We start from the raw sequence: 22,864 nt of genomic DNA, 5'->3' as shown, positions 1-22,864 counted from the left end.
TGTAGCATGGCGCGCATGGACACCAGCTCTGCTGACGGGGGGCGGGGCGACATGACCGCCGCACAGGACGGACAGGAGCGGCGGGAGGGCCGCGGCGGGAGGAGCCCGGGGGCCTCCGGCGTCCGCCGCGTCACCATCCAGGACGTGGCCAGGGAGGCGCGGGTCTCCGTCTCGGCGGTGTCGAAGGTTCTCCGCGACGCCTATGGCGTCAGCCCCGAGATGCGGACCAAGGTCACCGCCGCCATCGAGAAGCTGGGGTACCGCCCGCAGGCCGGCGCCCGCGCGATGCGGGGCCGTTCGTACACGGTGGGTGTCATGCTCGTGGCGCTGTCGCACCCGTTCCAGCCGGAGATCGTCGAAGGTGTCACGGACGAACTCGAACCGACCCCCTACCAGGAGATACTCATCACCGGCGGGCTCGAACGGGAACGCCAGCAGCGCAGCATCGAGGCGCTGATGGACCGGGGGGTCGACGGCCTCGTCGTCATCTCACCGGCCATGAGCACGTCCTGGCTGGAGCGTCTCGGGGCGAGTCTGCCCACGGTGGCCGTCGCCCGGCACGGCGGCGCGGCCGGCTTCGACACCGTCGTGGACGACGACCAGGGCGGAGCGCGTCTCATGGTCGATCACCTCGTGGGGCTCGGCCACCGGCGCATCGTGCACACGACGCACCCCATGGGTGAGCTGGAACGTCCGCACGTCCTCGCGCACACCGCGCGGCTGGACGGCTTCGTGGCGGCGATGAGACGGCACGGGCTGGAACCGGACGTCATCGAGACGTCCTTCACCGAGGAGGGCGGACACCGTGCCGCGCTCGAAGCCCTCTCCAGACCCACGCCACCCACCGCGATCTTCGCCGGCGCCGACATCGCCGCCCTCGGTGTGCTCCGGGCGGCCGAGGAACGTGGCCTGCGCGTGCCCGAGGACCTCACCGTGACCGGATACGACAACGTCAACGCCTCGGCGATCGGCAGGGTCTCCCTCACCACGGTCGACCAGTCCGGCCACCTCACCGGCCAGACGAGCGCCCGCCTGCTCCTGGAACGGCTCGAAGGCCGTACCCAGCCCGTCCACTACGTCGTGGCGCCACGGCTCCTGCCGCGCGGGACCAGTGCGGCTCCCGCGGCCGGGGCCCGGGTGCCGAAGGGAATCGGCTGAACGGCACCGTCGTGTCGCCGGCGGGTATCCTCCCTGCTCAACCGGGGTTGCCGCGTCGGCGGTGACGCGTGTCCGTGTGTCGGCGCGTGCGAACGCAAGGCTACGGGTGCGTTGCGGAACCGTTACCCGTGCGGGCCGGGGCACCCTCTTGACGCGGCCGATTCGGCTCCGTACGTTGCCGCGTAGAACGTTGTACAACCTCTTCTCCCGTCCAGTCTGCGTCGGTCTGTCCCGAGGCGCTGGGACGATTTCCCGCCAGGCGGCACACAGCCCCGGCGGCACCCTCATTCGCGTCCGAAGGAGTCCACGATGAGGCGCACCATTCGACCTGCCCACAGAGCGGTCACCGTGATCACGGCCGTCGCCGCACTCGCCGCGTCGAGCGGCTGCACCGATGCCGGCTCCAGCGCGGGGAACGAGGTCGGCGGCAAGGACAAGAGCACCCTCACGCTCGGCATGAGCCAGGACATCCAGGGCTGGGACCCCACCAATCAGCCCAGCTACCAGGGCTGGGGCGCGTCCGCCGTCTACGACACCCTGCTCCGCTGCGACGGGCAGGGCAAGCCTCGGCCGGGCGCCGCGAAGTCATGGGACCTGAACCAGGACAACACCGGCGGAACGTTCACCCTTCACCCGGGGATGAAGTTCTCGGACGGTACGCCCGTGAACGCCGAGGCGGTGAAGGCGTCGATCGAATACGGACGCGACCACGGCGCGGGCAAGGCCCGGCTGGCCGGCTGGGACATCTCCGCGGAGGGTGATCTCGCCGTCAAGATCACCCTGAAGCCCAACCCGATGTTCGTCGCCCGTCTGTGCGACGTCAGAGTGGCGAGTCCGAAGTACCTGGCCTCCGGCAAGCTCAACAAGGCCCCCGTCGGCTCCGGCCCCTACACGCTCGACACCTCGGCGACCACCGCCGGCTCGGTGTACACCTTCGTCAAGAACGACGGCTACTGGGACTCCAGGACCTTCCCGTACAAGAAGCTCGTCCTGAAGGTGCTCACCAACGAGACCGCCGCGATCAACGCCCTCAAGACGGGACAGATCGACGGCTCCCTCATCACCCAGGCGACCTACGGCCAGGCCGAGGCCGCCAAGCTGAAGATCCAGTCGCAGAAGTCCCAGGTGACCCGGCTGCTGCTGACGGACCACCTCGGCAAGAAGGTCCCGGCCCTCGGCGACGTCGACGTGCGCCGCGCGATGAACATGGTCTTCGACAAGGAGGCCATCGCGAAGAACATCTACCGCGGCCTGGCCGACCCGACCGCCCAGATCTTCCGCCCGGGCAGCGCGGCGTACATCGACGGCCTCAAGGACCCCTACCCCTTCGACGTCAAGGCCGCGCAGGCCCTGATGAAGAAGGCGGGATACCCGAACGGTTTCACGCTGGAGATCCCGTTCATGCAGGGCCAGAACCTCGAACCGCTGATGCCGGTCGTCATCCAGCAGCTGGGCCTGCTGAACATCAAGGTCAAGCAGGTCAACCTGAGTGGTCCCAACGCCATCAGCGAGCTGCTCAGCGGCAAGTACCCCGTCCCGTTCTGGCAGCTCGGCAACTACGGCAACTCGGTCCTGGACATCAGCGACTACCTGCTGCCCGACGGCATCTGGAACGTGATGCACCAGAAGGACGCCACGGTGGCCAAGGGCTGGGACAAGATCCTGACCAGCGGTGCCGCCGAGTCCGCCAAGGAGCAGCAGGCCCTCAACCGCTACATCGTCGACCAGGCCTGGTTCGTGCCCATGGTGCAGGCGAGCATGCACTACGCCTACAACCCCAAGGTCGATGTCCGCCCGTCCACCGACCCGAGCGGTCTGCACCCCATGCTGTGGGACTTCCAGTAGGCCGACGGAGGGTGACGATTGGAGCCGCAGGTGTTGGGTGCAGTACTGAGGAAACTGGTCCGCTCGGTGAGCGTGCTGCTTCTCGTGAGCTTCGCGACCTTCGCGCTGATGTACGGCAACGGGACGGGCATCGCACGGTCGGTCCTCGGAGTGCGAGCGACCGAGAGCGACGTCCGGGCGGAGGTCGTCAAGCTGGGGCTGGACAGACCGCTGCTGGTCCAGTACGGGGACTGGCTCAAGGGGGTCGTCACCGGTGACCTCGGCGAGTCCTTCTTCACGGGCGAGTCCGTGACGTCGGCCCTCTCCTCCCGGGTCCCGGTGACCCTGGCTCTGATCGTGCTGACGATCGTGCTGACGACAGCGGTGAGCGTCCTCGTCGGGGTCGCCGCCGCCGTCCGCGGCGGATGGATCGATCGGATGGTGCAGTTCACCTCGGTCCTGGGCACGGCCGTGCCGCCCTTCATCATGGCCATCGGTCTGGTCTTCGCCTTCGCCGTCTCGATCCGGATGTTCCCGGCGACGGGGTACGTCTCGCCGGACCAGAGCCTCGGCGGGTGGCTCGAATCGATCGCCCTCCCGGTGATCGCGCTGCTCATCGGATCCGTCGCCAACGCCGCCGCGCAGTTCCGCGGAGCGGTCCTCGACACGCTCTCGCAGGATTTCGTCCGCACCCTGCGAGCACGCGGCGTCCCCGAGTCACGGGTGGTGTTCCGGCACGTGCTGCGCAACGCCGCCGGTCCCGGACTGACCACCCTGAGCCTGCAGACCCTCGGACTCATCGGCGGGGCGGTGATCATCGAGTCGGTGTTCGCGCTCCCCGGACTGGGCGACCTCAGCAACACCTCCGCCCAGAAGGGCGATGTGCCGCTGGTCATGGGCTGCGTACTGGTGACCATCCTCGTCGTCCTCGTCGTCAACCTGCTGGGCGACCTCGTCACGGCAGCGGTCAACCCGAAAGCGAGGAAGCGATGACCACGACGCCCCCGCTGACCACGGCCGGGCCCGCCGAGCCGGCCGCCAAGGGAGCCTCGCTCGTCAGACGGCTGCTCACCAACCCGCAGGCCGTCGTCTGCCTGATCTTCCTGATCTGCGTCGCGTTCGCGGGACTGTCCAGCCCCTGGCTGGCCCCGCACGGCCAGAGCGTGACGGACGTCAACTCGGTGAACACCGCGCCGTTCTCCGCCGGGCACCTCCTCGGGACGGACTCGACGGGACGGGACATCCTGTCCCGGCTCATGAGCGGCACCCTGCAGACCATGCTCGCCTGTGTGGTGGTGCTCCTCGTCTCCATGCTGTTCGGCGTGATCACCGGTCTCGTCGCCGGTTTCTACCGGGGCAGGGTCGACGCGGTGTCGAACTGGGCCTCCGACGTGGTCATGGCCACCCCCGGCATCATCCTGCTCATCGCCCTCTACACGCGGACCGGGGCGAACATCGTGGCGGCGATGGCCACGTACGGGCTGATCGTCGCACCGTCCTACTTCCGCCTCGTCAGAAACGTCGTCCTCGGGGTCCGCAACGAGTTGTACGTGGACGCCGCCAAGGTGGTCGGACTGTCCGACCTGCGGATCGTCGGCCGCCATGTGCTCTGGGCCGTCCGCGCGCCCGTGATCATCCAGAGTGCCTTCGTCCTGGCCGCGGCGATCAGCATCGAGGCCGGACTGGGCTTCCTCGGCCTGAGCGATCCGGCCGAGGCGTCCTGGGGCGGCGTTCTCCAGGAGGCGTTCGGCAACATCTACAACAACAAGGCCGGCGTCCTGTGGCCCGCGCTGCTCATCAGCCTGACCGTCCTGGCACTCGTCCTGCTCGGCAACGCCCTGCGCGATGTGCTCCAGTCGTCCTCTCGCAGCAGGACGGTGACCCCGAGCCGGCGCCGCGAACTGGTCCGGCAGGCGCGGGACCGGGCGGCGGAGGCGGGGACGACGACCGCTCCGACGGACGCGGTCCTGTCCGTACGCGGCCTGCGCATCGGCTACCCGGACGGCGAGAACGGGGTGAACGAGGTGGTGCACGGTGTCGACCTCGACGTCCTGCGCGGAGAGATCCACGGTCTGGTCGGCGAGTCCGGGTCCGGCAAGTCGCAGATCGCCTTCTCCACTCTCGGCATCCTGCCCCGCGAGGCGGTCGTCCTGGGCGGCGGCATCGTCCTCGACGGCAAGGACCTGCTCGCCGACGAGCGGCACATGCGTGAGGCACGCGGCCGACGGATCGCCTACGTACCGCAGGAACCCATGTCGAACCTCGACCCGTGCTTCACGGTGGGCGCGCAGCTCACCTACGGCCTGCGCGCGGTGAAGGACATCACGAAGCGGGAGGCCGAACAGGAACTGCTGGCCCTGCTCGCGCGGGTCGGGATCAAGAACCCAGAGCGGGTGTTCGGGCAGTACCCGCACGAGATCTCCGGCGGCATGGCCCAACGCGTCCTCATCTGCGGCGCGATCGCCTCGGGCCCGGACCTGATCGTGGCGGACGAGCCGACCACCGCCCTGGACGTGACCGTGCAGGCGGAGGTGCTCGAACTGCTCCGCGAACTGCGGGACGAACGCGGCCTCGCCGTGATCCTCGTGACGCACAACCTGGGCGTCGTCGCGGACCTCTGCGACCGGGTCAGCGTGATGAAGGACGGCCACATCGTGGAGCGCAGCGATGTGGACGCGCTCTTCGAGGCACCCGCCGAGGCGTACACAAGGGAACTGCTCTCGTCGGCACGCCGTGTCGAGATCGCGGAGGTGTGACGGATGACGGAGACCGTTCTGCGGGTCGAGAACCTCGTCGTGAGCTACGGAGGGCGCCGGGGCAAGAAGGGCTCCACGGTGATCGACGACGTCTCGTTCGACCTGTGCGCGGGGGAGACCCTGAGCCTGGTGGGCGAGTCCGGATCGGGGAAGACGACGATCGGCCGGGCCGTTCTTGGACTCGCGCCGGTGACCTCCGGCTCCGTCCTCTTCCGCGGCGAGGCCATCAGCAACATCTCCCGGGCCCGCCGACGCAAGATCGCCCGTGACATCCAGGTCGTGTTCCAGGACCCCTACTCGTCACTGAACCCGTCGATGCCGGTCGAGGACATCCTGGTGGAACCCCTCCTCGCCGCCGGCTCGCGGGACGGACGCGCACGCGTACGGGAACTCCTGGACGCCGTCGGTCTCCCGGCCGACTCCGGCGGCAGATACCCGCGGGAGTTCTCCGGCGGGCAGCGGCAGCGCGTCGCCATCGCGCGGGCCCTCGCCCTGGACCCCTCGGTCATCATCTGCGACGAACCCACCAGCGCCCTGGACGTCACGACACAGGCCCGGGTGCTCACGCTCCTCCAGGACATCCAGCGGGAGAGCGGAGTGGCCTATCTGTTCATCAGCCATGACCTGGGCGTGGTGAACCAGGTCAGCGACCGGATCGCCGTCCTCAACCAGGGGCGCATCGCCGAGATCGGCGACGCCCACGACATCGCCACCAACCCCCGGCACCCCTACACCCGCAAGCTCCAGATGGCGGCACCGGTCGCGGACCCCAGGCGACAGCGCGTCCGCCGCGCGAAGCGGCTGAGCCTCGTCGCCGACGAGGGCACCGTCGTGCCCGAGACCACGGACGCCCACTGACGCACCACCGCACCGGCCGGCCCGTACGCCGATGAGTACGGGCGGCTCCCCGGCATGCCCTGCCACCGACGGGCGGGCCCGGCATGCCCGCCCCCAAGGAACCAGCGCAGTACCTCCCCTCCCAGGAGAAGCACATGAGCGTACGACGACCCTCCCGACGCGATTTCGTCCGCACCTCCGCGGCAGGCACCGCCGTCGTGCTGGGAGCGACCCCGCTGCTGAGTACCCCCGCCTCGGCCGAGGCACGGCCGGTGTGCACGACGAGCGGCCCCGGCGGCGCCTTGCAGGTCACACCCGACTGCGACGACCCGACGTACGACCGTCCCGTGATCGACAGCGAGGAGGACCTGACCACCCCCGTACGGCACCGCAAGGTGTCCGGCCACTTCGAGGGCACGTCCAAGAAGTTCACCATCTACCTGCCGCCCAGGAAGCAGTGGCAGGGGAGGTTCTTCCACAAGGTGTACCCGACCCAGGACGAGCAGGCCCCGGACGACGTCGTCGCCTTCGGCGCTGCCAGCGGCGCGTACACCGTCCAGACCGACGGAGGCATCGGCTACCGCGTCGAGGCGGCGGCGGCCAAGTTCTCCCGGACGGTCGCGGCGAAGTACTACCGCTCAGGCCGGCGGATCTACGGCTACGTCTACGGCGGCAGCGGCGGTTCCTACCAGACCATCGGCGCCATCGAGAACACCGTGGGCGTGTGGGACGGAGCGGTGCCGTTCATCCCCGGCAGCCCGGTGTCCGTCCCGAACAGCTTCACCGTGCGCGCCCTGGCCAGGCTCGTACTGCGGGAGAAGGCCGCCCGCATCGGTGACGCGGTCGCCCCCGGCGGCTCGGGCGACCCCTACGCCGGGCTCAACGGCGTCGAGCGCGCCATGCTGCGCGAGGTGTCGGCCATGGGAGTCCCGCTCCGGACCTGGGAGGACTACTCCTACGTACTCCGACTGCCGGTGGACCCCGACAACCTGCTGGGGATCGGGGCCATCGTGCGCGGCATCGATCCCACGTACGCGGACGACTTCTGGTCGAAGCCGGGCTACCTGGGCACCGAGCGGTCACCTCTCGGCGACCTCGTCCGCGCCGCGCGGATCGATCACACGGCCACCGTCACCGAGGTGCGCCGCGACGCGGACGGCGTGCCGACCGCTCTGCTCCTCGGCAGCGTGCCGTCCACGGAGATCAGGACACCCCTCGACTTCACGGCCCGCGGCGCGGACGGCACGACGAGCATCGGCGCGCTGACAGGTTCGCTGGACGTCGCCGCCAGGACGTTCACCCTCGCCGCCGGAAACAGCGCGGACGTCCTGGACGCCCTCGCCGACGGTGGCAGGCTCCGGTGCGACAACCACTGGTTCCTCGCCCTCCACGCCTACCACCGGTATCAGGTTCCGACCCGGCCCGGTCTCCACACCTTCGACCAGTACCGAGGGCCGGACGGCAAACCCCTGTACCCGCAGCGGGCGGTCCAGATCGGCCCGCTGGTGTCCGCCAACACCAGCGGCGGCGGCACCCACACGGGCAAGGTCAACGGCAAGGTCATCGTGGTCGGCAACCTGCTGGACCCGGACGCCTGCCCCTGGCCCGGTGACTGGTACGGCGCCCAGGTGAAACAGGCCATGGGCGACCGGTTCGACGACACCTACCGGCTCTGGTACAACGACAGCGCCGACCATCTGGAAGAACCCCCCACCGGGGTCGGTACGAACCGGCTGGTGGACTGGACAGGCATCCTGGAGCACGCGCTCCGTGACCTGTGCGCCTGGGTGGAACAGGGCAGGGCACCGGCGCGGACCACCGCCTACCGCGTGAGCGACAGCCAGATCGCCGTGCCGGCGCGGGCCCGCGCCCGGCTGGGTGTCCAGCCCGTCGTCGACCTCACCGTGCACGGCCGGGACCGGGTCGAGGTCGCCGTCGGACGGCCGGTCGTCTTCCGCGCCAGGATCGAGGTGCCCCCGAAGGCCGGCCGGATCGTGGCCACCGAATGGGACTTCACCGGATCCGGGACCTTCACCGCACGGCCCTGCGGCCCCGCGCGGGAGGCCGCGGAGGTCCAGGCGGCCTTCACCTACGACAAGCCCGGCACGTACTTCGTGGCACTGCGCGCCACCGCCCAACGCGAGGGCGACGCCCACACACCGTTCGCCAGGGTCCGCAACCTGGGCCGGGTACGGGTCGTCGTGCGCTGACCGGCCCGCCCGCCCCGCCCATCGCCTGCCCGCAGCACAGCCACATCCAGATCCAAGGACCATCGTGACCGCATCAGCCCGAACCCACCGTGACACCGAACTGTCCGCCGACGTCCGTGCCGGACTGCTGCTGCGCGAGATGACGCTGGAGGAGAAGTGCGGCCAGCTCAGCGGGGCATGGCCATGGACGTTCGTCGACGCGGACGGCTCGGACGCCGACGGCGTGGACACGCTGCTCCGGTGCCCGCCGGGTCATGTCCCGGCCCTGGCCGGTGACGACCCGGCCCGGCTCGTCCGCCTCGTCGGCGCGATCCAGCACCAGTTCGTGACCCGTACCCGGCTCGGCATCCCCGTGCTGATCCACCAGGAGGCGCTCAACGGGTTCATGACCGGCGGGCACATGGTGTTCCCGACCCCCGTCGGGCTCGCCGCGACCTTCAGCCCGGACCTCGTCGAGGAGATGAGCGACCTGATCCGGGGCCAGATGCGCCGCCTGGGCTTCGTCCAGGCGCTGTCCCCGGTGATGGACGTGGCCCTGGACCCCCGCTGGGGACGAGTCCACGAGACGTACGGGGAGGACCCCTACCTCTGCGCCGCGTTCTCCGTCGCGTACACCCGCGGACTCCAGGGCGACGACCTCACGCGCGGTGTCATCGCCACCGCCAAGCACTTCGTCGGCTACGGCCTCGCGGCGGGCGGGATCAACCTGTCCGCCTACGAAGGCGGCGCGCGGGCGACCCGAGACCTCTTCGCCCATCCCTTCGAGGCCGCGATCCGACTCGCCGGTCTCGGGTCCGTGATGAACTCCTACGCCGATGTCGACGGCGTCCCCGTCGGCATATCGCGCGAGGTGCTCACCGGCCTGCTGCGCGACACCCTCGGCTTCGACGGCTTCGTCTCCTCCGACTACTCGGCCCTGGACCACGTCGTCACCCGCCAGCGGGCCGCCGCCACGCCCGGCGAGGCGGCACGCCTGGGAATCCTCGCCGGTCTCGACGTCGAACTGCCCACCCCGTACGCCTACGGCACCCTGGTGGACGAGGTGCGGCGCGGAGCGCTGGACGAGCGCGATGTCGACACCTGCGTCCTGCGCGTGCTGCGGGCCAAGTTCGCGCTGGGACTCTTCGAGAACCCGTATCCGCAGGAGGGCGTCGACCTGGTCGCCGCCGCGGGCGAGGGCAAGGACCTCTCCCACGAACTGGCCCGTCGCTCGGTCGTCCTCGCCAAGAACGAGGGCGTCCTCCCGCTCTCCCCGCGGGGGCTGACCGTCGCGGTGATCGGCCCGCACGCCGACGCCGCCGCGCTGCAGTTCCCGACCTACACCTACCCGGCCTGGCGCGACGCCGCCTTGGCCATGGGCCGAGGCGAAATGATCAACATGGTCGGCGCCGAGGCCGCGCACACCGCGTGGAACGACGGCGTGCTGAGCGGCGCCGACACCGCCGGTTTCGTCCGGGAACGCTACGGGGCACGCTCGCTCTCCGAGGAGATCGCCGACCTCGCCGGGAGCGTCCTGACCGAGACGGGCAGCACGCTGACGCGGCCCCTGGACCAGGACCAGCTCGACCGGGCCGTGGACGCCGCGACGCGATCCGACGTCGTCGTGCTGGCCCTCGGCGGAGCCTCCCTGTGGTTCAACGGCGAACGTACCGAGGGCGAGGGCAGCGACTCGGCGGACATCTCACTGCCGGATGCGCAGACCCGCCTGGCCGAGGCGGTGGCCGCCACCGGCAAGCCCCTCGTCGTCGTCCTCTTCCAGGGGCGGGCCTACGCTCTGCCCGACGTGGTGAAGAACGCCGCGGCGATCGTGGTCGCGCCCTACGGGGGCCCGTTCGGGCCGAAGTCGGTCGCGGAAGTCCTCTTCGGCACGGTCAACCCCGGCGGAAAGCTGCCGTACAGCATTCCGCGTCACACGGGGCAGATCCCGGTGTACCACCACCAGAAGACCGGCACCGGCTACCGCAACCCGCTGCCGCCCGGCACCACGCGGCTCTACCTCGACATGGAGGCCACACCGCTGTACCCGTTCGGACACGGCCTGAGCTACACGGACTTCGCCCTCGGCGCCCTCGCATCCGACGACTCGACCGACACCTCGGGCGCCGTGCGGATCGCGACCACGGTCACCAACACGGGCGGGGCCGAAGGCGCGGCCGTCGTCCAGCTCTACGTCCGGATCAACACCTCGGGTGTCACCCGTCCCGCACAGCAGCTGGCCGGCTTCCGCCGGGTCGACCTGCGACCCGGGGAGTCCCGCCGTGTCACCTTCGAGGTCCGGGCCGCCCAGCTCGGACACACGGGCGCGGCCAGGGACTTCGCGGTGGAACCGGCGCGCGTGGACTTCTTCCTCGGCTTCGACTCCGACGACCGGCGCGTCGAGGGTGCGTTCGAGGTCCTGGGCAGAGCACGGGTCCTCGCGAGCGGCGAGCGCGCGTTTCTCAGCGAGGCAGTGGTCGAGCGTGTCTGACCGCCTCGTTCCACGAGCCCGGACGCTCGACACTCCGGTGGCGGGTGACCGGTCGTGTCGGTAGCCGCCTATCGGGACATCATGCGGGTTCCCTCGGTGTCCTGGCTGTTCGTCACGTCGATCGTGGGCCGCTTCCACCAGGGCATGACCGGCCTGGCCCTGATGATGCTGACCACCGAGCACGCGAGCTACCCGGTCTACAGCGCCGTGTCGGCGGCCGGGGTGGCCGGCGCGGTCGTCGCCGGGCCACTGCTGAGCAGACTGGCCGACGCCCACGGACGACGCCGGGTCCTCACCGCCACCACCGTGCTGCACACGGTGGGCATCGCGGCACTGCTCCTGGCGCCGCCACGGCCCGTGCCGCTGGTGGGACTGTCCCTGTTCCTCGGGCTCTGCACACCGCCGATGACGTCGGCGGTCAGGGCGGCCCTGCCGACGCTGCTGCGTTCCGGCCAACGGGGGACCTACTTCGCGCTCGAAGCGACGTCACAAGAAGTGATCTTCGTGGTGGGGCCGGTGGTCACGTCGTCGCTCGCGGTGTTCGGTGGGCCCCGGCTCGCACTCGGCGCCTGCGGCGCACTGGTCCTCGCGGGAACGCTCGCCTATGTGCGGGACCGCAACGCGGAAGCCGGTCGCGCTTCGGCGGCTCCCGCGAAGGCCGGGGCCCTGCTGCGGCGACCTGGCCTGCCGCGTCTCTTCGCGGCGGGATTCCTGCTGACCGGTGCGCTGGCCGGACAGGTGCTCGGCGTGGTGGCCCTGGTGAGCGGGCGGCAGGTGTCCGCGGAGGCGGGCTTCGTGATCGCGGTCGGGAGCCTCGGGTCCCTCGTCGGCGGACTGATCCACGGCACACGCAAGAACCACCGGGCACGGCTGCGGCACCTGATGGTGTTCCTCGCGGCGGGGCTCGCCGTCCTGCCGCTCGCCACCGGCGAGTTCACCCTGACCGTCCTGCTCTTCTTCTGGGGGCTCACGGTCGCCCCGGCGATGTCCGGCCTGTTCGAGCGACTGTCCGCGACGGCGCCCGAAGGCGCGGCCGCCGAGGCGTTCGGGTGGATGAACAGCATGTTCGCCGCCGGAAACGTCGCCGGTACCGCACTCAGCGGTCTGCTGATCACCCAGTGGGGGGCGCGTGCTCCGCTCGTCGCGGCGTGCGGGCTCGCCCTGCTCGCGGCGTTCGTCTGCGAACCGTGGACGCGGCCCGGGCGGGGGGATCCCGGTTCACCCGAAGGCGCGGGGACCGGCGGCACGGAGACCGGCGGCACGGACCGGCCCCCGGCGTCACCGGACGACGCGGAGCGTCCGCCCGCTCCTCCCGGAACCGTCCCCCACACGGAAAGGCACGACCACCCATGACACGACCGGCCACACCCGGGACGTTTCCGAACCCGTTGATCCCGGGGTTCAACCCGGACCCCAGCTGTGTCCTCGTCGACGGCACCTGGTACCTGGTCACCTCGTCGTTCGAGTACCTGCCGGCACTGCCGCTCTACCGCAGCACCGACTTCGTCACCTGGGAGCACATCGGCAACGTGGCGACCCGCGAGGAGCAGGTCCACATCGCGAACGTGCCGGACTCCGGGGGCGTGTGGGCCCCGACCATCCGTCACCACGACGGCCTCTTCCATGTGATCGTCACGGTGGCCACCAGCCCTCGCGGCTGCGTCGTGTTCACCGCCGCAGACCCGGCCGGGCCCTGGAGCGACGGCACCACCCTCGACGGAATCACCGGCATCGACCCGGATCTGGCCTGGGACGAGACCGGCGCCGCGTACGTCACCTACAGCGGCCTGCACCTGGACGGGACGACGGTCGTCGAGAACCGCGGCATCCTCCAGGCCCGTGTCGACCTCACCGGGGGACGGACGCTGGAGGAACCCCGGGAACTGTGGTCCGGAACGGGCCTGGTCGCACCCGAGGCACCGCACCTGTTCCGGCGCGGCGACCACTGGTACCTGATGATCGCGGAGGGCGGCACCGGGTACGGCCACGCCGTGAGCGTCGCCCGGGGGCCGGGCATCGAGGGGCCGTTCGAAGGAGCCCCGGGAAACCCGGTCCTGTGCGCCTCGGGCACCGCCCGCTCCGTCCAGTGCACCGGCCACGCCGACCTGGTCCGCGGCCCGCACGGCGAGGACGTCCTGGTGCTGCTCGGCACACGCATCGCGGGCAAGGCCTCGCCCCTGGGCCGGGAGACGTACGTCACCGGCGTGGAATGGGTCGACGACTGGCCGTGCCCGGCGCCCGTGGAGGTGAGCCCACGCCCTGAACCACTGGACGAGTACTTCGAGTTCACCGACCCGGCCGCACTGGCCGACCCCGGCTGGCTGGCGGTGGGGCGAGCCCCCGCCGACGTCGCTTCCCCCGATGTGCGGCCCGGTCACCTGACCGTGAGCGCGGACTCCGGCGGCCTGGACACCTTCCGGCCCGACTTCGTCGGCCGCCGGCAGCGCCATCTGAGCAGCGTGTTCGAGGCCCGCGTCGACCCGGCTGACGGCAGGGGTGGACTCGGGCTGCGCTTCGACGAGCGGAACACGGTCACCCTGGTCGCCGAACGGGCACCGTCCGGCGACGGCCTCCTGGTCACGGCACGAGGCAACCTGCCGTCACTGACCCGGACCTGGACCGCCGAGGTGCCGGGCCGGCAGGTACTCCTGCGGCTCGAAACCCGAGCCCCCGAGCCGCACCGGGTGCCCTGGCTCCCGCCGGGCGACACGATCCGGCTCGTCGCCGTGGACGAGTCCGGCACCGAGACGGCCCTCGCCGAACTGGACGGCCGCTTCTGGTCCGTCGAACTGGCATCCCCCTTCACCGGCCGGGTGACCGGCGTGTTCGCCGAGCACGGCACTGTCCACTTCGCCGACTTCCGCTACCACGGAGAGGGCTCCTCATGACCTCGCTGCCTCGCCGCGTCCTGTTCGGCGCGGCCTACTACCACGAGTACCAGCCGTACGACCGCCTCAAGGACGACCTCGACCTGATGGCCGAGGCCCGCTTCACCGTCATCCGGGTCGGCGAGTCCGTCTGGTCCACCTGGGAACCGGACAACGGCCGCTTCGACCTCGACTGGCTCCAGCCCGTCCTGGACGGCGCCCACGAGCGCGGCATCTCCGTCCTCCTGGGGACCCCGACGTACGCGGTGCCGCCGTGGCTCGCCCGGCAGTACCCGGAGATCGCGGGGGAGCGGGGCACCGGCCGGCGCATCCCCTGGGGCGCCCGGCAGGAGGCCGACATCACCCATCCGGCGTTCCGCTTCCACGCCGAGCGGGTGATCCGCCGCATCCTCGAACGGTACGCCGGCCACCCGGCGGTCATCGGCTTCCAGGTCGACAACGAACCCGGCAACGAACTCCTGTACAACCACGGGGTGTTCGAGCGCTTCGTCGACCACCTGCGGGCGAGGTACGGCGACGTGGAGACCCTCAACCGTGAGTGGGGCCTGGTGTACTGGTCGCACCGGCTCTCCACCTGGGCCGACCTCTGGACGCCCGACGGCAACGCCCAGCCCCAGTACGACATTGCCTGGCGGCAGTTCCAGGCCCGGCAGGTCAACGAGTACATCGCCTGGCAGGCCGACCTGGTACGGGAGTACGCGCGCCCGGAACAGTTCGTCACCACCTGCATCGACTACGGTCGCCCCGCGGTCGATGACGACACGATGACCGACGCCCTCGACGTCTCCTCGGGCAACGCCTACTACGAGACCCAGGACGCACTGGCCCTGCCCGGCGCGGACGTCCCCGCCCGGCACCCGTGGAAGGCCATGGGCCCGAGCGGCCTGTATCTGAAGGCCGACCGCATGTACGCCTCCCGCCAGGAACCCTTCCTCGTCACCGAGACCAACGCGGGCGGCGTGGGCGGCCCGTTCGAGAACCGTCCCCCGTACGACGGGCAGCTCCGCCAGGCCGCATGGGCGTTCGTGTCCCGGGGCGCGCGGATGATCGAGTACTGGCACTGGCACACCCTGCACTTCGGCGGTGAGACCTTCTGGGGCGGTGTGCTGCCGCACAGCGGCCGACCGGGTCGGATCCACAAGGAAGTGGCCCGTATCGGCGCCGAGTTCGAGGCGGCCGGGGACCTGGTGGTGGACCTGGTCCCGGACGCGGACGTCACCCTGGTCTTCTCGCGCCCCACCAAGTGGCTGATGGAGAAGTACCCCCCGCTCGCCCACCCGGACGGCAGCCCCGACCCCGACGCGTACGACGCCCTGTTCGACCCCTTCCACCGAGGCGCGTTCGACGCCCGGCTCCAGGCGCGCGTCGTGCACGCCCGGGAACTCGCCGACACGCCTCCCGCGCGGGCCGCTCGGCAGCACCGGGTGCTGGTCGTGCCCGGCCTGTACCTGGCCGACGACCGGACGCTCGACTGGCTCGGGGCCTACGCGGAGGAGGGCGGCCATCTGATCCTGGGACCGCGCACCGGGTACGGCGACGAGGAGGGCCGTGCCCGCACCGACGTCATGCCGGCCCGGCTGGCCACCGCCTCGGGTGTCCGCTACGAGGAGTTCGGCAACCTGGACGGGCCGGTGCCCGTAGTCGCCCATGAGGGCCTGGCGTTCGACGGGACGGCCGCGGCCACACGGTGGGCCGACTGCCTCGTCGTCGACGACGCCACCGTCCTCGCGCGCTACGACCACCCCCACTTCGGCCGCTGGCCCGCCGCCACCACGCGCGTGGTCGGCGAGGGCCGCATCACCTACGTCGGCACCGTGCCCGACGAGACCTTCGCCAGGACGCTGATGGCCTGGGCGTGCCCGGCGCCGTTCGGGGCCTGGCCGGACCTGCCAGCGAGCGTGACCGCAACGGGTGCCACCGCGTCCGACGGCCGGCGCGTCCACTTCCTGCACAACTGGTCCTGGAGGCCCGAGCACGTCCGGCTTCCCGCCCGGTTCCGGGACGTGGTCGGCGCTCGAGCCCTCACCGAGGACGACGTCCTGGAACTGGGGCCCTGGGACGTCCGTGTCCTCGCCCGGGAAGATGAGGACACGGACATCCCGGGGGCACAACCGCGCAGGTAGCGCGGTGGTGGCGACAGCCGTGCGGCGGTCGCGGCTCTACAGGTGAGTGGAGCATACGGGGGAGCGCGGCCCGGGTGCCCCTGGCGATTCCGGTGACGTCGACGTCGAGGACGCGCGCCCATTCGGTGTCGTCGTTGTCGGCGATGTCACCGACCGCCCCGATCCCCACGTTGTTCACCGGCACGTCGAGTGAGCCCAGCGGACCCGCGGCGGTGGCGACGGCTTCGTCGACCGCTGCCGGGTCGGTGATGCGCAGGGCAGGGCGTGCACCCCGGCCGGTGCGCCGTCCGTGCGCAGGTCCAGAACGGCCACGCGGGCACCGCGCTCCCGCGGGAGGGCGGCCGTGGCGGCGCCGATACCGCCGGCGCCGCCGGTGACGATCGCTCCGACGTCGTGGACGTCGCTCACCGGTCCGTCGTCGTCCGGCCCAGACGGGGATCGACATGGATCTTGGGGCCGGGCCCGGTCCCCGCCGGGCGCTCACCGGCGAGGACCGGGCCCACCTCGTCGAGGCCCACCGTGGCGGCGACCAGGGGCCTCGGGTCCACCGATCCGTCGGCGTAGGCCTGGATGGTGGCGGCGAGTCCCGGGGACGCGGAGAGGATGCCCACGGCCGTGACGTCCTTGAGCGCGAGGACACGGGTGTCGATGGTGCTCGGCTGTCCCGCGAGCCCGATGTACACGATCCGTCCGCCGGGTTCGACCAGCTCCAGCGCCCGCGCCGGCAGCCGGGCGGCGTTCGAGGCGTCCACCACGGAGTCGAACGGCAGGTCCGGGACGGTGTCCTCGGCCCAGACGTGCCCGAAACCGAGCGAGCGGGCGAAGGACAGGGAACTCTCGGTGGCACCCATCAGATGTACCTCGGCGCCCGTGGCACGGAGGAACATCGCGACCAGCAGGCCGATCGTGCCCGGGCCCAGGACCAGGACGCGGTCCCCGGGCCCCGCCCCGGTGGCCCGCGCGGCGCGCAGGGCGTTCCCGCCGGGCTCGACGAGTGCGCCGAGGGTCGGGTCGACCGAGTCGGGCAGTGTGTGCAACGAGGAGTCGGGTACGGCGAGTTGCTCGGCCAGGGCGCCGGGCCGGCCACGGACGCCGACCTCCGTACGGTGTTCGCACACATGCTGGTGGCCGCGCAGACAGCGGCGGCAGGCGCCGCAGCCGATCATGGTGTCGCCCATGACCCGGCGGCCGAGCCAGCCACGGTCGACGCCGTCCCCGACGGCGGTCACGCGCCCGGCCCATTCGTGGCCCAGCCGCATCGGGTACGTCGAGTGCCCTTGGTGCAGGTAGGCCATGTCACCGGTGAAGAACTCCACGTCGGTGCCGCACACGCCGACCCGTTCGACCTCCACGACCACCTCGCCGGGGAGGGGCGTCGGCGCCGGGAGGTCGAGGACCTCGTAGGCGCCGGCGGCCGTGAGGACGAACGCGCGCATCAGGCGAGGGCTCACCGGGGACCGAGCACGTGCTGGCGCTGGGTGCCGAGCCGGTCGATGCCCAGCTCCATCACATCGCCCGGCCGGAGGTAGACGGGCGGGGTGAGGCCCATGCCGACGCCGGGCGGGGTGCCGGTGTTGATGAGGTCGCCGGGCTCCAGGACCAGGAACTGGCTCAGGTAGTGCACGATGAAGTACGGGTCGAAGATCATCGTCTTGGTGCTGCCGGTCTGCCGCCGTACCCCGTTGACGTCCAGCCACATGCCGAGGTCGAGGACGTCGGCGATCTCGTCGCCGGTGGCCAGCCACGGCCCGGCGGGATTGAAGGTCTCGGCGGACTTGCCCTTGGCCCACTGTCCGCCGCGCTCCAGCTGGAAGGCGCGTTCGCTGACGTCGTTGACGACGACGTACCCGGCGATGGCGTCGCGGGCCTCCTCCACGGAGTCCAGGTAGCTGGTGCGCCGGCCGATCACGATGCCGAGTTCGACCTCCCAGTCGGTCTTGGTCGAGCCACGCGGGATACGCACGTCGTCACGGGGGCCGATCAGGGTGTTGGGCGACTTGGTGAACAGGATCGGCTCGTCGGGCACGGGCATACCGCTCTCGGCCGCGTGGTCACGGTAGTTGAGGCCGATGCAGAGAATCTGGTGGGGCCGGGCGATCGGGGCGCCGATCCGCTCTCCGGCGAAGCGGGACACCCGGCCCGCCGCCGCCCGCTCGGCGACGACGGGGCGGACGCGGTCGAGGCCGCCGGATCCGAAGAACGCCTCGTCGAAGTCGGCGACGACGTCGGAGAGGTCGACGTACGTCGTGTCGTCGAGGCGGGCGACGGGCTTCTCGGCGCCGGGGGCGCCGATACGCATGAGATACACGGGTCTTACTCCAGGGGGAGGGGCGCCGGACGAACTGCCGGGCGGGGCGAGGCGGGTCGGGGGTCAGCTGTGGGGCTCGCCGAGAGGGCCGAGCAGGGCGTGGATCTCGTCGAGCGAGTCGACGAGCGATGCCAGGGGGGTGCGGTAGGCGAGGGCGCTGATGCTCACGGCTCCGGACGGCACGGTCGGCGAGGTCAGATAGACGGGCAGGGCGAGGCAGTTGACCCCTTGCTCGTTCTCCTGGTCGTCGACTCCGTAGCCCCGCTCCCGCGTGGCCCTCAGCTCCCGGTCCAGATCGGCGGTCATGACGAGCGTCCGCGGTGTCCTCGGCTCCAGGGGGGCGTCGCCGATCCAGCGCTCGACCTCCGCCGCCGACACCAACCGCCGTGCGAGCAGGACCTTGCCGACTCCGGTGGTGTGGGCGGGGTTGCGCCCGCCGATCGTGGACGTCAGCCGGACGGCACCGGTCGGCGGGTCGACCTTGGCGCGGTAGACGACCTCCCGGCCGTCGAGCACCGCGTAGTGCGCGGTCTCCCCGAACCGGTGGGCCAGCGCCTCCAGTACCGGACGGACCCGGACATGGTCGGGGCGGGCCTCGTGGTGGGCGAAGGCCATCCGCAGGAACTCGTCCCCGAGGACATAGCGGCTGTTCGCGTCCTGGCCGGCGAGCCCGGCCCGGCGCAGCGCGCCGAGCGCCCGGTGCACGGTCGGCTTGGGGCTGCCGATCACCCGGGTCAGCTCGTCCAGGCCCACCCCGCCGGGGTGGCGCGCGAGCTCCCTGAGGACGGCGAGCACGCGGTCCGAGCCGACGAGCCGACCGCTGTCGGCGCCTGCCGCGCGGTCCTCGCCGGGGTCTGTCGATCCGTCGTCTGTCTGCGTATGCTTCATGGCGTTCCAAACCTTAGATCGCCGTACCGATTATTGGAAGGAATTCCGGGTGACGCTCCGCAGCGCGCAGTGGTACGGGGGACAGGACCGCAATGCCTATATCCACCGGGCGTGGATGCGGCGGGGCGTACCGGGCGACGCCTTCACGGGACGGCCGCAGATCGCCCTCGCCAACACCGCCTCCGACCTGACCCCCTGCAACGCGCATCTGAACGAGGTCGCGGCCTCGGTGCGCAACGGTGTCTACGAGGCGGGCGGCATCCCGCTGGACCTGCCGGTGGTGTCGCTGGGCGAGACGAACGTGCGGCCCACCGCGATGCTGTGGCGGAACATGGCGGCGATGGCCACGGAGGAGATGCTGCGGGCCAACCCCGTCGACGGGGTCGTCCTCCTCGGCGGCTGCGACAAGACGATCCCCTCGCTGCTGATGGCCGCCGCCTCGGTGGACCTCCCGGCGGTCGTGGTGCCGGGCGGGCCGATGCTCAACGGCACCTTCCGCGGCGGGCTGCTGGGCTGCGGCACCGGGGTGTGGCAGCTGTCGGAGGAGGTCCGGGCGGGCACGCTGTCGCAGGAGGAGTTCACCCGCTCCGAGTCGGCGATGATCCGCAGCCGGGGGCACTGCAACACGATGGGGACGGCGTCGACGATGGCGCTGGTCGCCGAGGCGCTGGGCACGGTGGTCCCCGGTGTGGCGGGCACACCCGCCCCCGACAGCAGGCTGCTGGAGGCCGCGCACCACACCGGCAGGCTGGCCGTGGAACTGGTGGGCGCCGACCGGCGGCCGGGCACCTTCCTGACCAAGGCCTCCTTCCACAACGCGATCGTCGCGCTGGCCGCGATCGGCGGCTCCACCAACGCCGTCGTCCACCTCCTGGCCATCGCCGGCCGTCTGGGCGTGGAGCTGTCGCTGGACGACTTCGACCGCATCGGCTCCCGGGTGCCGGTCCTCGTCGACCTGCAACCCGCCGGACGCTTCCTCATGGAGGACCTCCACCGCGCCGGAGGCCTGCTCGCCGTACTGCGCGAGGTCCGCGACCTGCTCGACCCCGACGCGCTGACCGTCACGGGCCGGCCGCTGGTCGACCATCTCGACGACGCCGGGATCTGGGACCGAGAGGTCATCCGCCCGCGCGCCGAACCCCTGGTCGCCGAGGGCGGCATCGCGGTCCTGCGCGGCAACCTCGCCCCCGACGGCGCGCTCGTCAAACCGGCCGCCGCCTCCCCGCACCTCCTCCAGCACCGGGGCCGGGCCGTCGTCTTCGACTCCATCGAGGACTTCCGGGCCCGGATCGACGACCCTGACCTCGATGTCGACGCCGACTCCGTCCTCGTGCTGCGCGGCTGCGGCCCCAAGGGCTACCCGGGCATGCCCGAGGTCTCCAACATGCCCCTGCCGCGAAAGCTCCTCGAACAGGGCGTCCGTGACATGGTCCGGGTCTGCGACGGCCGGATGAGCGGCACGGCCTACGGCACGGTCGTCCTGCACGTCGCCCCGGAAGCCGCCGCCGGGGGCCCTCTCGCCCTCGTCCGCACCGGCGACGTCATCACCCTCGACGTCGAGGCCCGCCGCATCGACGTCGACGTACCCGCCGCCGAACTCGCCGCGCGCAAGCCGGACCAGGCCACCGTCGACGGCTTCGCCGCACCCCGCCGAGGCTGGGAACGCCTCTACGTCGACCACGTCCTGCAGGCCGACACCGGCGCAGACCTCGACTTCCTCACCGGCTCCAGCGGCTCCGAGGTCAGCCGTGAGTCGCACTGACGATCTCCTCACCGCCGACGCCTCGCACCGCCTGCTGGTGCCCGACACCATGGCCACCCGGAAGAGCGCGGCCCGGGGCGCCGACCCGCAGCGGACGAGCGCCACCCCAAGTCCCTCGCGTGCCACGGGAGAGTCATGACAGCCGGCAGGACAGCCCTCGTCACCGGAGGCGCCGGTGGACTCGGGGCAGCCGCCGCCGAAAAGCTCCGGGCCGAGGGAGTGAGGGTGACCACCCTGGACATCGAGGGCGCCGACGTCTGCGCGGACGTGACGGACGAACAGGCACTGCGCCACCTCCGCGAGGAGCTCGGTCCGGTGGACGTACTGATCAACTCGGCCGGGATCGTCGGCCCCAACAAACCCCTCACCGAGACCACCACCGAGGAATGGCGCCGCGTCCTCGACGTCAACGTCCTCGGCACGGTGAACACCATGCGGGTCTTCCTCCCCGGGATGCGGGACCGGGGCTGGGGCCGCGTCGTCAACTTCGCCAGCATGGCGGGCAAGGACGGCAACCCGAACCTCTCCGCCTACTCCGCCTCCAAGGCCGCCGTGATCGCCCTCACCAAGTCGGCCGGCAAGGAACTGGCCACCAGCGGTGTCCTCGTCAACGTCATCACCCCGGCGGTCATCGCCACTCCCATGAACGCCGCCACGGCCCCCGACGTGCTCGACCACATCACCGGCCTCATCCCCATGCGACGGATCGGCCGCCCGGAAGAAGTGGCGGAACTGGTGGCGTTCCTCGCCTCGGACCGGGTCAGCTTCTCCACCGGCGCGGTCTACGACATCAGCGGAGGGCGGGCGACCTACTGACACCCGCGACTTTCGAGCGCGTGGCCAGACGGCTGCTGTGGGCACTTGCATGTTCTATGCCATAGACCATAAGTTACTACCTGGTAGCCCGCTGAGGGCGCCTCGTCGCCGGAGTCGAGGAAGGGTGGTACTCGCCATGTCCTGTGGTGCGACAGCCGGCCGCATGGCCGTGTACCGGGCCGCTGCCGGGCCGGTGGCCGCATGAGCCCCCGCAGGAGCGACAGCCGTGAGCGGATGGTGCTCAGCGCCGCCGAGCTGTTGCGGGTGTACGGCGCCGGCGCGACGAGCATCGACCGGGTACTGGCACACAGCGGTGCCCCCAGGGGCTCGGTCTACCACCACTTCCCCGGCGGTCGGACGCAGCTGATCGACGAGGCGGTGGCGCTCGCCGGCGACTTCATCGCCGGTCTGATCGACGCCGCCGCACGGGCCGACGACCCCGTGGAGGCGGTCGACGCGTTCTTCGGGCTGTGGCGCGAGCGCCTCGTGGAGAGCGACTTCCGGGCGGGCTGCCCGATCGTGGCGGTGGCCGTGGAGACCAACGACGAAGCCCCGCACCTCGCCCGCTCCGCCGCCGCCGTGTTCGCCCGCTGGCAGGAGGCACTGGCCGCCCTCTTCCTCCGGCACGGCCTGCCCGAACAGCGCGGAAAGCGGCTCGCCGCCTTCGTCGTCGCCGCGGTAGAAGGCGCGGTGATCATGTGCCGCGCCGAACGGAGCACGGCCCCGCTGGAGGCGGCCGCCACCGAGATCCACGACCTCCTGGCCGGCGCCCTGCGCGACCGGCCCGGCACCGGACCCGGGCAGTGAGCACAGACTTCCGACTTCCG

19 protein-coding genes are annotated in these 22,864 nt (G+C 71.4%); 14 read left to right on the top strand and 5 right to left on the bottom strand.

What is annotated here, in order from left to right; genetic code table 11:
- Window positions 1–15 precede the first annotated feature (15 nt).
- The 10 genes from J8M51_RS00720 (at window position 16) to J8M51_RS00675 (ending at window position 16,263) form a co-directional block, all read left to right on the top strand.
- Window positions 16–1,158, top strand: a complete 1,143-nt coding sequence (locus J8M51_RS00720; protein WP_256965455.1) for a LacI family DNA-binding transcriptional regulator — start codon at window positions 16–18, stop codon at window positions 1,156–1,158.
- A 309-nt stretch (window positions 1,159–1,467) separates the two neighbouring features.
- Complete coding sequence (locus tag J8M51_RS00715) at window positions 1,468–3,003, top strand: ABC transporter substrate-binding protein (RefSeq protein WP_086758711.1); 1,536 nt, start codon at window positions 1,468–1,470, stop codon at window positions 3,001–3,003.
- A 30-nt stretch (window positions 3,004–3,033) separates the two neighbouring features.
- On the top strand, window positions 3,034–3,975 hold the full coding sequence (locus tag J8M51_RS00710) for an ABC transporter permease (RefSeq protein WP_086758721.1): 942 nt from the start codon (window positions 3,034–3,036) through the stop codon (window positions 3,973–3,975).
- Complete coding sequence (locus J8M51_RS00705) at window positions 3,972–5,738, top strand: dipeptide/oligopeptide/nickel ABC transporter permease/ATP-binding protein (RefSeq protein WP_086758709.1); 1,767 nt, start codon at window positions 3,972–3,974, stop codon at window positions 5,736–5,738. The genes J8M51_RS00710 and J8M51_RS00705 overlap by 4 nt, the downstream gene beginning before the upstream one ends.
- Before the next feature lie 3 nt (window positions 5,739–5,741).
- Window positions 5,742–6,596, top strand: coding sequence for an ATP-binding cassette domain-containing protein (locus J8M51_RS00700; protein WP_086758707.1), 855 nt, complete (start codon window positions 5,742–5,744; stop codon window positions 6,594–6,596).
- Window positions 6,597–6,730: 134 nt separating this feature from the next.
- Window positions 6,731–8,785 carry a PKD domain-containing protein gene (locus J8M51_RS00695; RefSeq protein ID WP_086758705.1) on the top strand — a complete coding sequence of 685 codons (2,055 nt, stop codon included), beginning with the start codon at window positions 6,731–6,733 and terminating at the stop codon, window positions 8,783–8,785.
- 64 nt (window positions 8,786–8,849) lie between these two features.
- Window positions 8,850–11,252, top strand: a complete 2,403-nt coding sequence (locus J8M51_RS00690; protein ID WP_256965452.1) for a glycoside hydrolase family 3 N-terminal domain-containing protein — start codon at window positions 8,850–8,852, stop codon at window positions 11,250–11,252.
- Window positions 11,253–11,333: 81 nt separating this feature from the next.
- Complete coding sequence (locus tag J8M51_RS00685) at window positions 11,334–12,605, top strand: MFS transporter (protein ID WP_256965451.1); 1,272 nt, start codon at window positions 11,334–11,336, stop codon at window positions 12,603–12,605.
- Complete coding sequence (locus J8M51_RS00680) at window positions 12,602–14,140, top strand: glycoside hydrolase family 43 protein (RefSeq protein WP_086758701.1); 1,539 nt, start codon at window positions 12,602–12,604, stop codon at window positions 14,138–14,140. The genes J8M51_RS00685 and J8M51_RS00680 overlap by 4 nt, the downstream gene beginning before the upstream one ends.
- On the top strand, window positions 14,137–16,263 hold the full coding sequence (locus J8M51_RS00675) for a beta-galactosidase (RefSeq protein WP_086758699.1): 2,127 nt from the start codon (window positions 14,137–14,139) through the stop codon (window positions 16,261–16,263). The genes J8M51_RS00680 and J8M51_RS00675 overlap by 4 nt, the downstream gene beginning before the upstream one ends.
- Here J8M51_RS00675 and J8M51_RS00670 read toward each other — a convergent pair.
- The 5 genes from J8M51_RS00670 to J8M51_RS00650 all read right to left on the bottom strand — a co-directional run bounded on the left by J8M51_RS00670 (window position 16,163) and on the right by J8M51_RS00650 (window position 19,459).
- Window positions 16,163–16,462: an SDR family NAD(P)-dependent oxidoreductase gene (locus J8M51_RS00670; RefSeq protein WP_256965456.1), complete on the bottom strand. Its 300-nt coding sequence runs from the start codon at window positions 16,460–16,462 to the stop codon at window positions 16,163–16,165. The genes J8M51_RS00675 and J8M51_RS00670 overlap by 101 nt on opposite strands.
- On the bottom strand, window positions 16,438–16,671 hold the full coding sequence (locus tag J8M51_RS00665; RefSeq protein WP_256965457.1) for a hypothetical protein: 234 nt from the start codon (window positions 16,669–16,671) through the stop codon (window positions 16,438–16,440). Before J8M51_RS00665 ends, J8M51_RS00670 begins: the two co-directional genes overlap by 25 nt.
- Window positions 16,668–17,699 (bottom strand): zinc-dependent alcohol dehydrogenase, encoded by a 1,032-nt coding sequence (locus J8M51_RS00660; protein ID WP_086758697.1) that lies wholly within the window; start codon window positions 17,697–17,699, stop codon window positions 16,668–16,670. The genes J8M51_RS00665 and J8M51_RS00660 overlap by 4 nt, the downstream gene beginning before the upstream one ends.
- An 11-nt stretch (window positions 17,700–17,710) precedes the next feature.
- Window positions 17,711–18,571, bottom strand: coding sequence for a fumarylacetoacetate hydrolase family protein (locus tag J8M51_RS00655; RefSeq protein ID WP_267298889.1), 861 nt, complete (start codon window positions 18,569–18,571; stop codon window positions 17,711–17,713).
- A 63-nt stretch (window positions 18,572–18,634) separates the two neighbouring features.
- Entirely contained in the window at window positions 18,635–19,459 is an 825-nt protein-coding gene (locus J8M51_RS00650) for an IclR family transcriptional regulator (protein ID WP_086754855.1), read from the bottom strand.
- Window positions 19,460–19,508: 49 nt separating this feature from the next.
- On the opposite strand from J8M51_RS00650, the gene J8M51_RS00645 reads away from it, so the two are divergent.
- The 4 genes from J8M51_RS00645 to J8M51_RS00630 all read left to right on the top strand — a co-directional run bounded on the left by J8M51_RS00645 (window position 19,509) and on the right by J8M51_RS00630 (window position 22,844).
- Complete coding sequence (locus J8M51_RS00645; RefSeq protein ID WP_086754856.1) at window positions 19,509–21,221, top strand: IlvD/Edd family dehydratase; 1,713 nt, start codon at window positions 19,509–19,511, stop codon at window positions 21,219–21,221.
- Window positions 21,208–21,360 carry a hypothetical protein gene (locus J8M51_RS00640; protein ID WP_179203012.1) on the top strand — a complete coding sequence of 51 codons (153 nt, stop codon included), beginning with the start codon at window positions 21,208–21,210 and terminating at the stop codon, window positions 21,358–21,360. The genes J8M51_RS00645 and J8M51_RS00640 overlap by 14 nt, the downstream gene beginning before the upstream one ends.
- Window positions 21,357–22,037 carry an SDR family NAD(P)-dependent oxidoreductase gene (locus J8M51_RS00635; RefSeq protein WP_086754857.1) on the top strand — a complete coding sequence of 227 codons (681 nt, stop codon included), beginning with the start codon at window positions 21,357–21,359 and terminating at the stop codon, window positions 22,035–22,037. The genes J8M51_RS00640 and J8M51_RS00635 overlap by 4 nt, the downstream gene beginning before the upstream one ends.
- 201 nt (window positions 22,038–22,238) lie before the next feature.
- Window positions 22,239–22,844, top strand: coding sequence for a TetR/AcrR family transcriptional regulator (locus tag J8M51_RS00630; protein WP_256964247.1), 606 nt, complete (start codon window positions 22,239–22,241; stop codon window positions 22,842–22,844).
- The last annotated feature ends 20 nt before the right edge of the window (window positions 22,845–22,864 follow it).

It is taken from the genome of Streptomyces griseiscabiei, assembly GCF_020010925.1.
GTDB lineage: Bacteria > Actinomycetota > Actinomycetes > Streptomycetales > Streptomycetaceae > Streptomyces > Streptomyces griseiscabiei.
The sequence above is the reverse complement of the archived record's forward strand: the minus strand, read 5'-3'. Positions and strand labels throughout refer to the sequence as shown.

Bases quoted from the DNA above. Each gene is read 5' to 3' on its own strand.
- J8M51_RS00720 (WP_256965455.1), top strand. From the start codon at position 16: ATGGACACCAGCTCTGCTGACGGGGGGCGGGGCGACATGACCGCCGCA.
- J8M51_RS00715 (WP_086758711.1), top strand. From the start codon at position 1,468: ATGAGGCGCACCATTCGACCTGCCCACAGAGCGGTCACCGTGATCACG.
- J8M51_RS00705 (WP_086758709.1), top strand. From the start codon at position 3,972: ATGACCACGACGCCCCCGCTGACCACGGCCGGGCCCGCCGAGCCGGCC.
- J8M51_RS00700 (WP_086758707.1), top strand. From the start codon at position 5,742: ATGACGGAGACCGTTCTGCGGGTCGAGAACCTCGTCGTGAGCTACGGA.
- J8M51_RS00695 (WP_086758705.1), top strand. From the start codon at position 6,731: ATGAGCGTACGACGACCCTCCCGACGCGATTTCGTCCGCACCTCCGCG.
- J8M51_RS00685 (WP_256965451.1), top strand. From the start codon at position 11,334: ATGCGGGTTCCCTCGGTGTCCTGGCTGTTCGTCACGTCGATCGTGGGC.
- J8M51_RS00680 (WP_086758701.1), top strand. From the start codon at position 12,602: ATGACACGACCGGCCACACCCGGGACGTTTCCGAACCCGTTGATCCCG.
- J8M51_RS00675 (WP_086758699.1), top strand. From the start codon at position 14,137: ATGACCTCGCTGCCTCGCCGCGTCCTGTTCGGCGCGGCCTACTACCAC.
- J8M51_RS00660 (WP_086758697.1), bottom strand. From the start codon at position 17,699: ATGCGCGCGTTCGTCCTCACGGCCGCCGGCGCCTACGAGGTCCTCGAC.
- J8M51_RS00650 (WP_086754855.1), bottom strand. From the start codon at position 19,459: ATGAAGCATACGCAGACAGACGACGGATCGACAGACCCCGGCGAGGAC.
- J8M51_RS00635 (WP_086754857.1), top strand. From the start codon at position 21,357: ATGACAGCCGGCAGGACAGCCCTCGTCACCGGAGGCGCCGGTGGACTC.
- J8M51_RS00630 (WP_256964247.1), top strand. From the start codon at position 22,239: ATGAGCCCCCGCAGGAGCGACAGCCGTGAGCGGATGGTGCTCAGCGCC.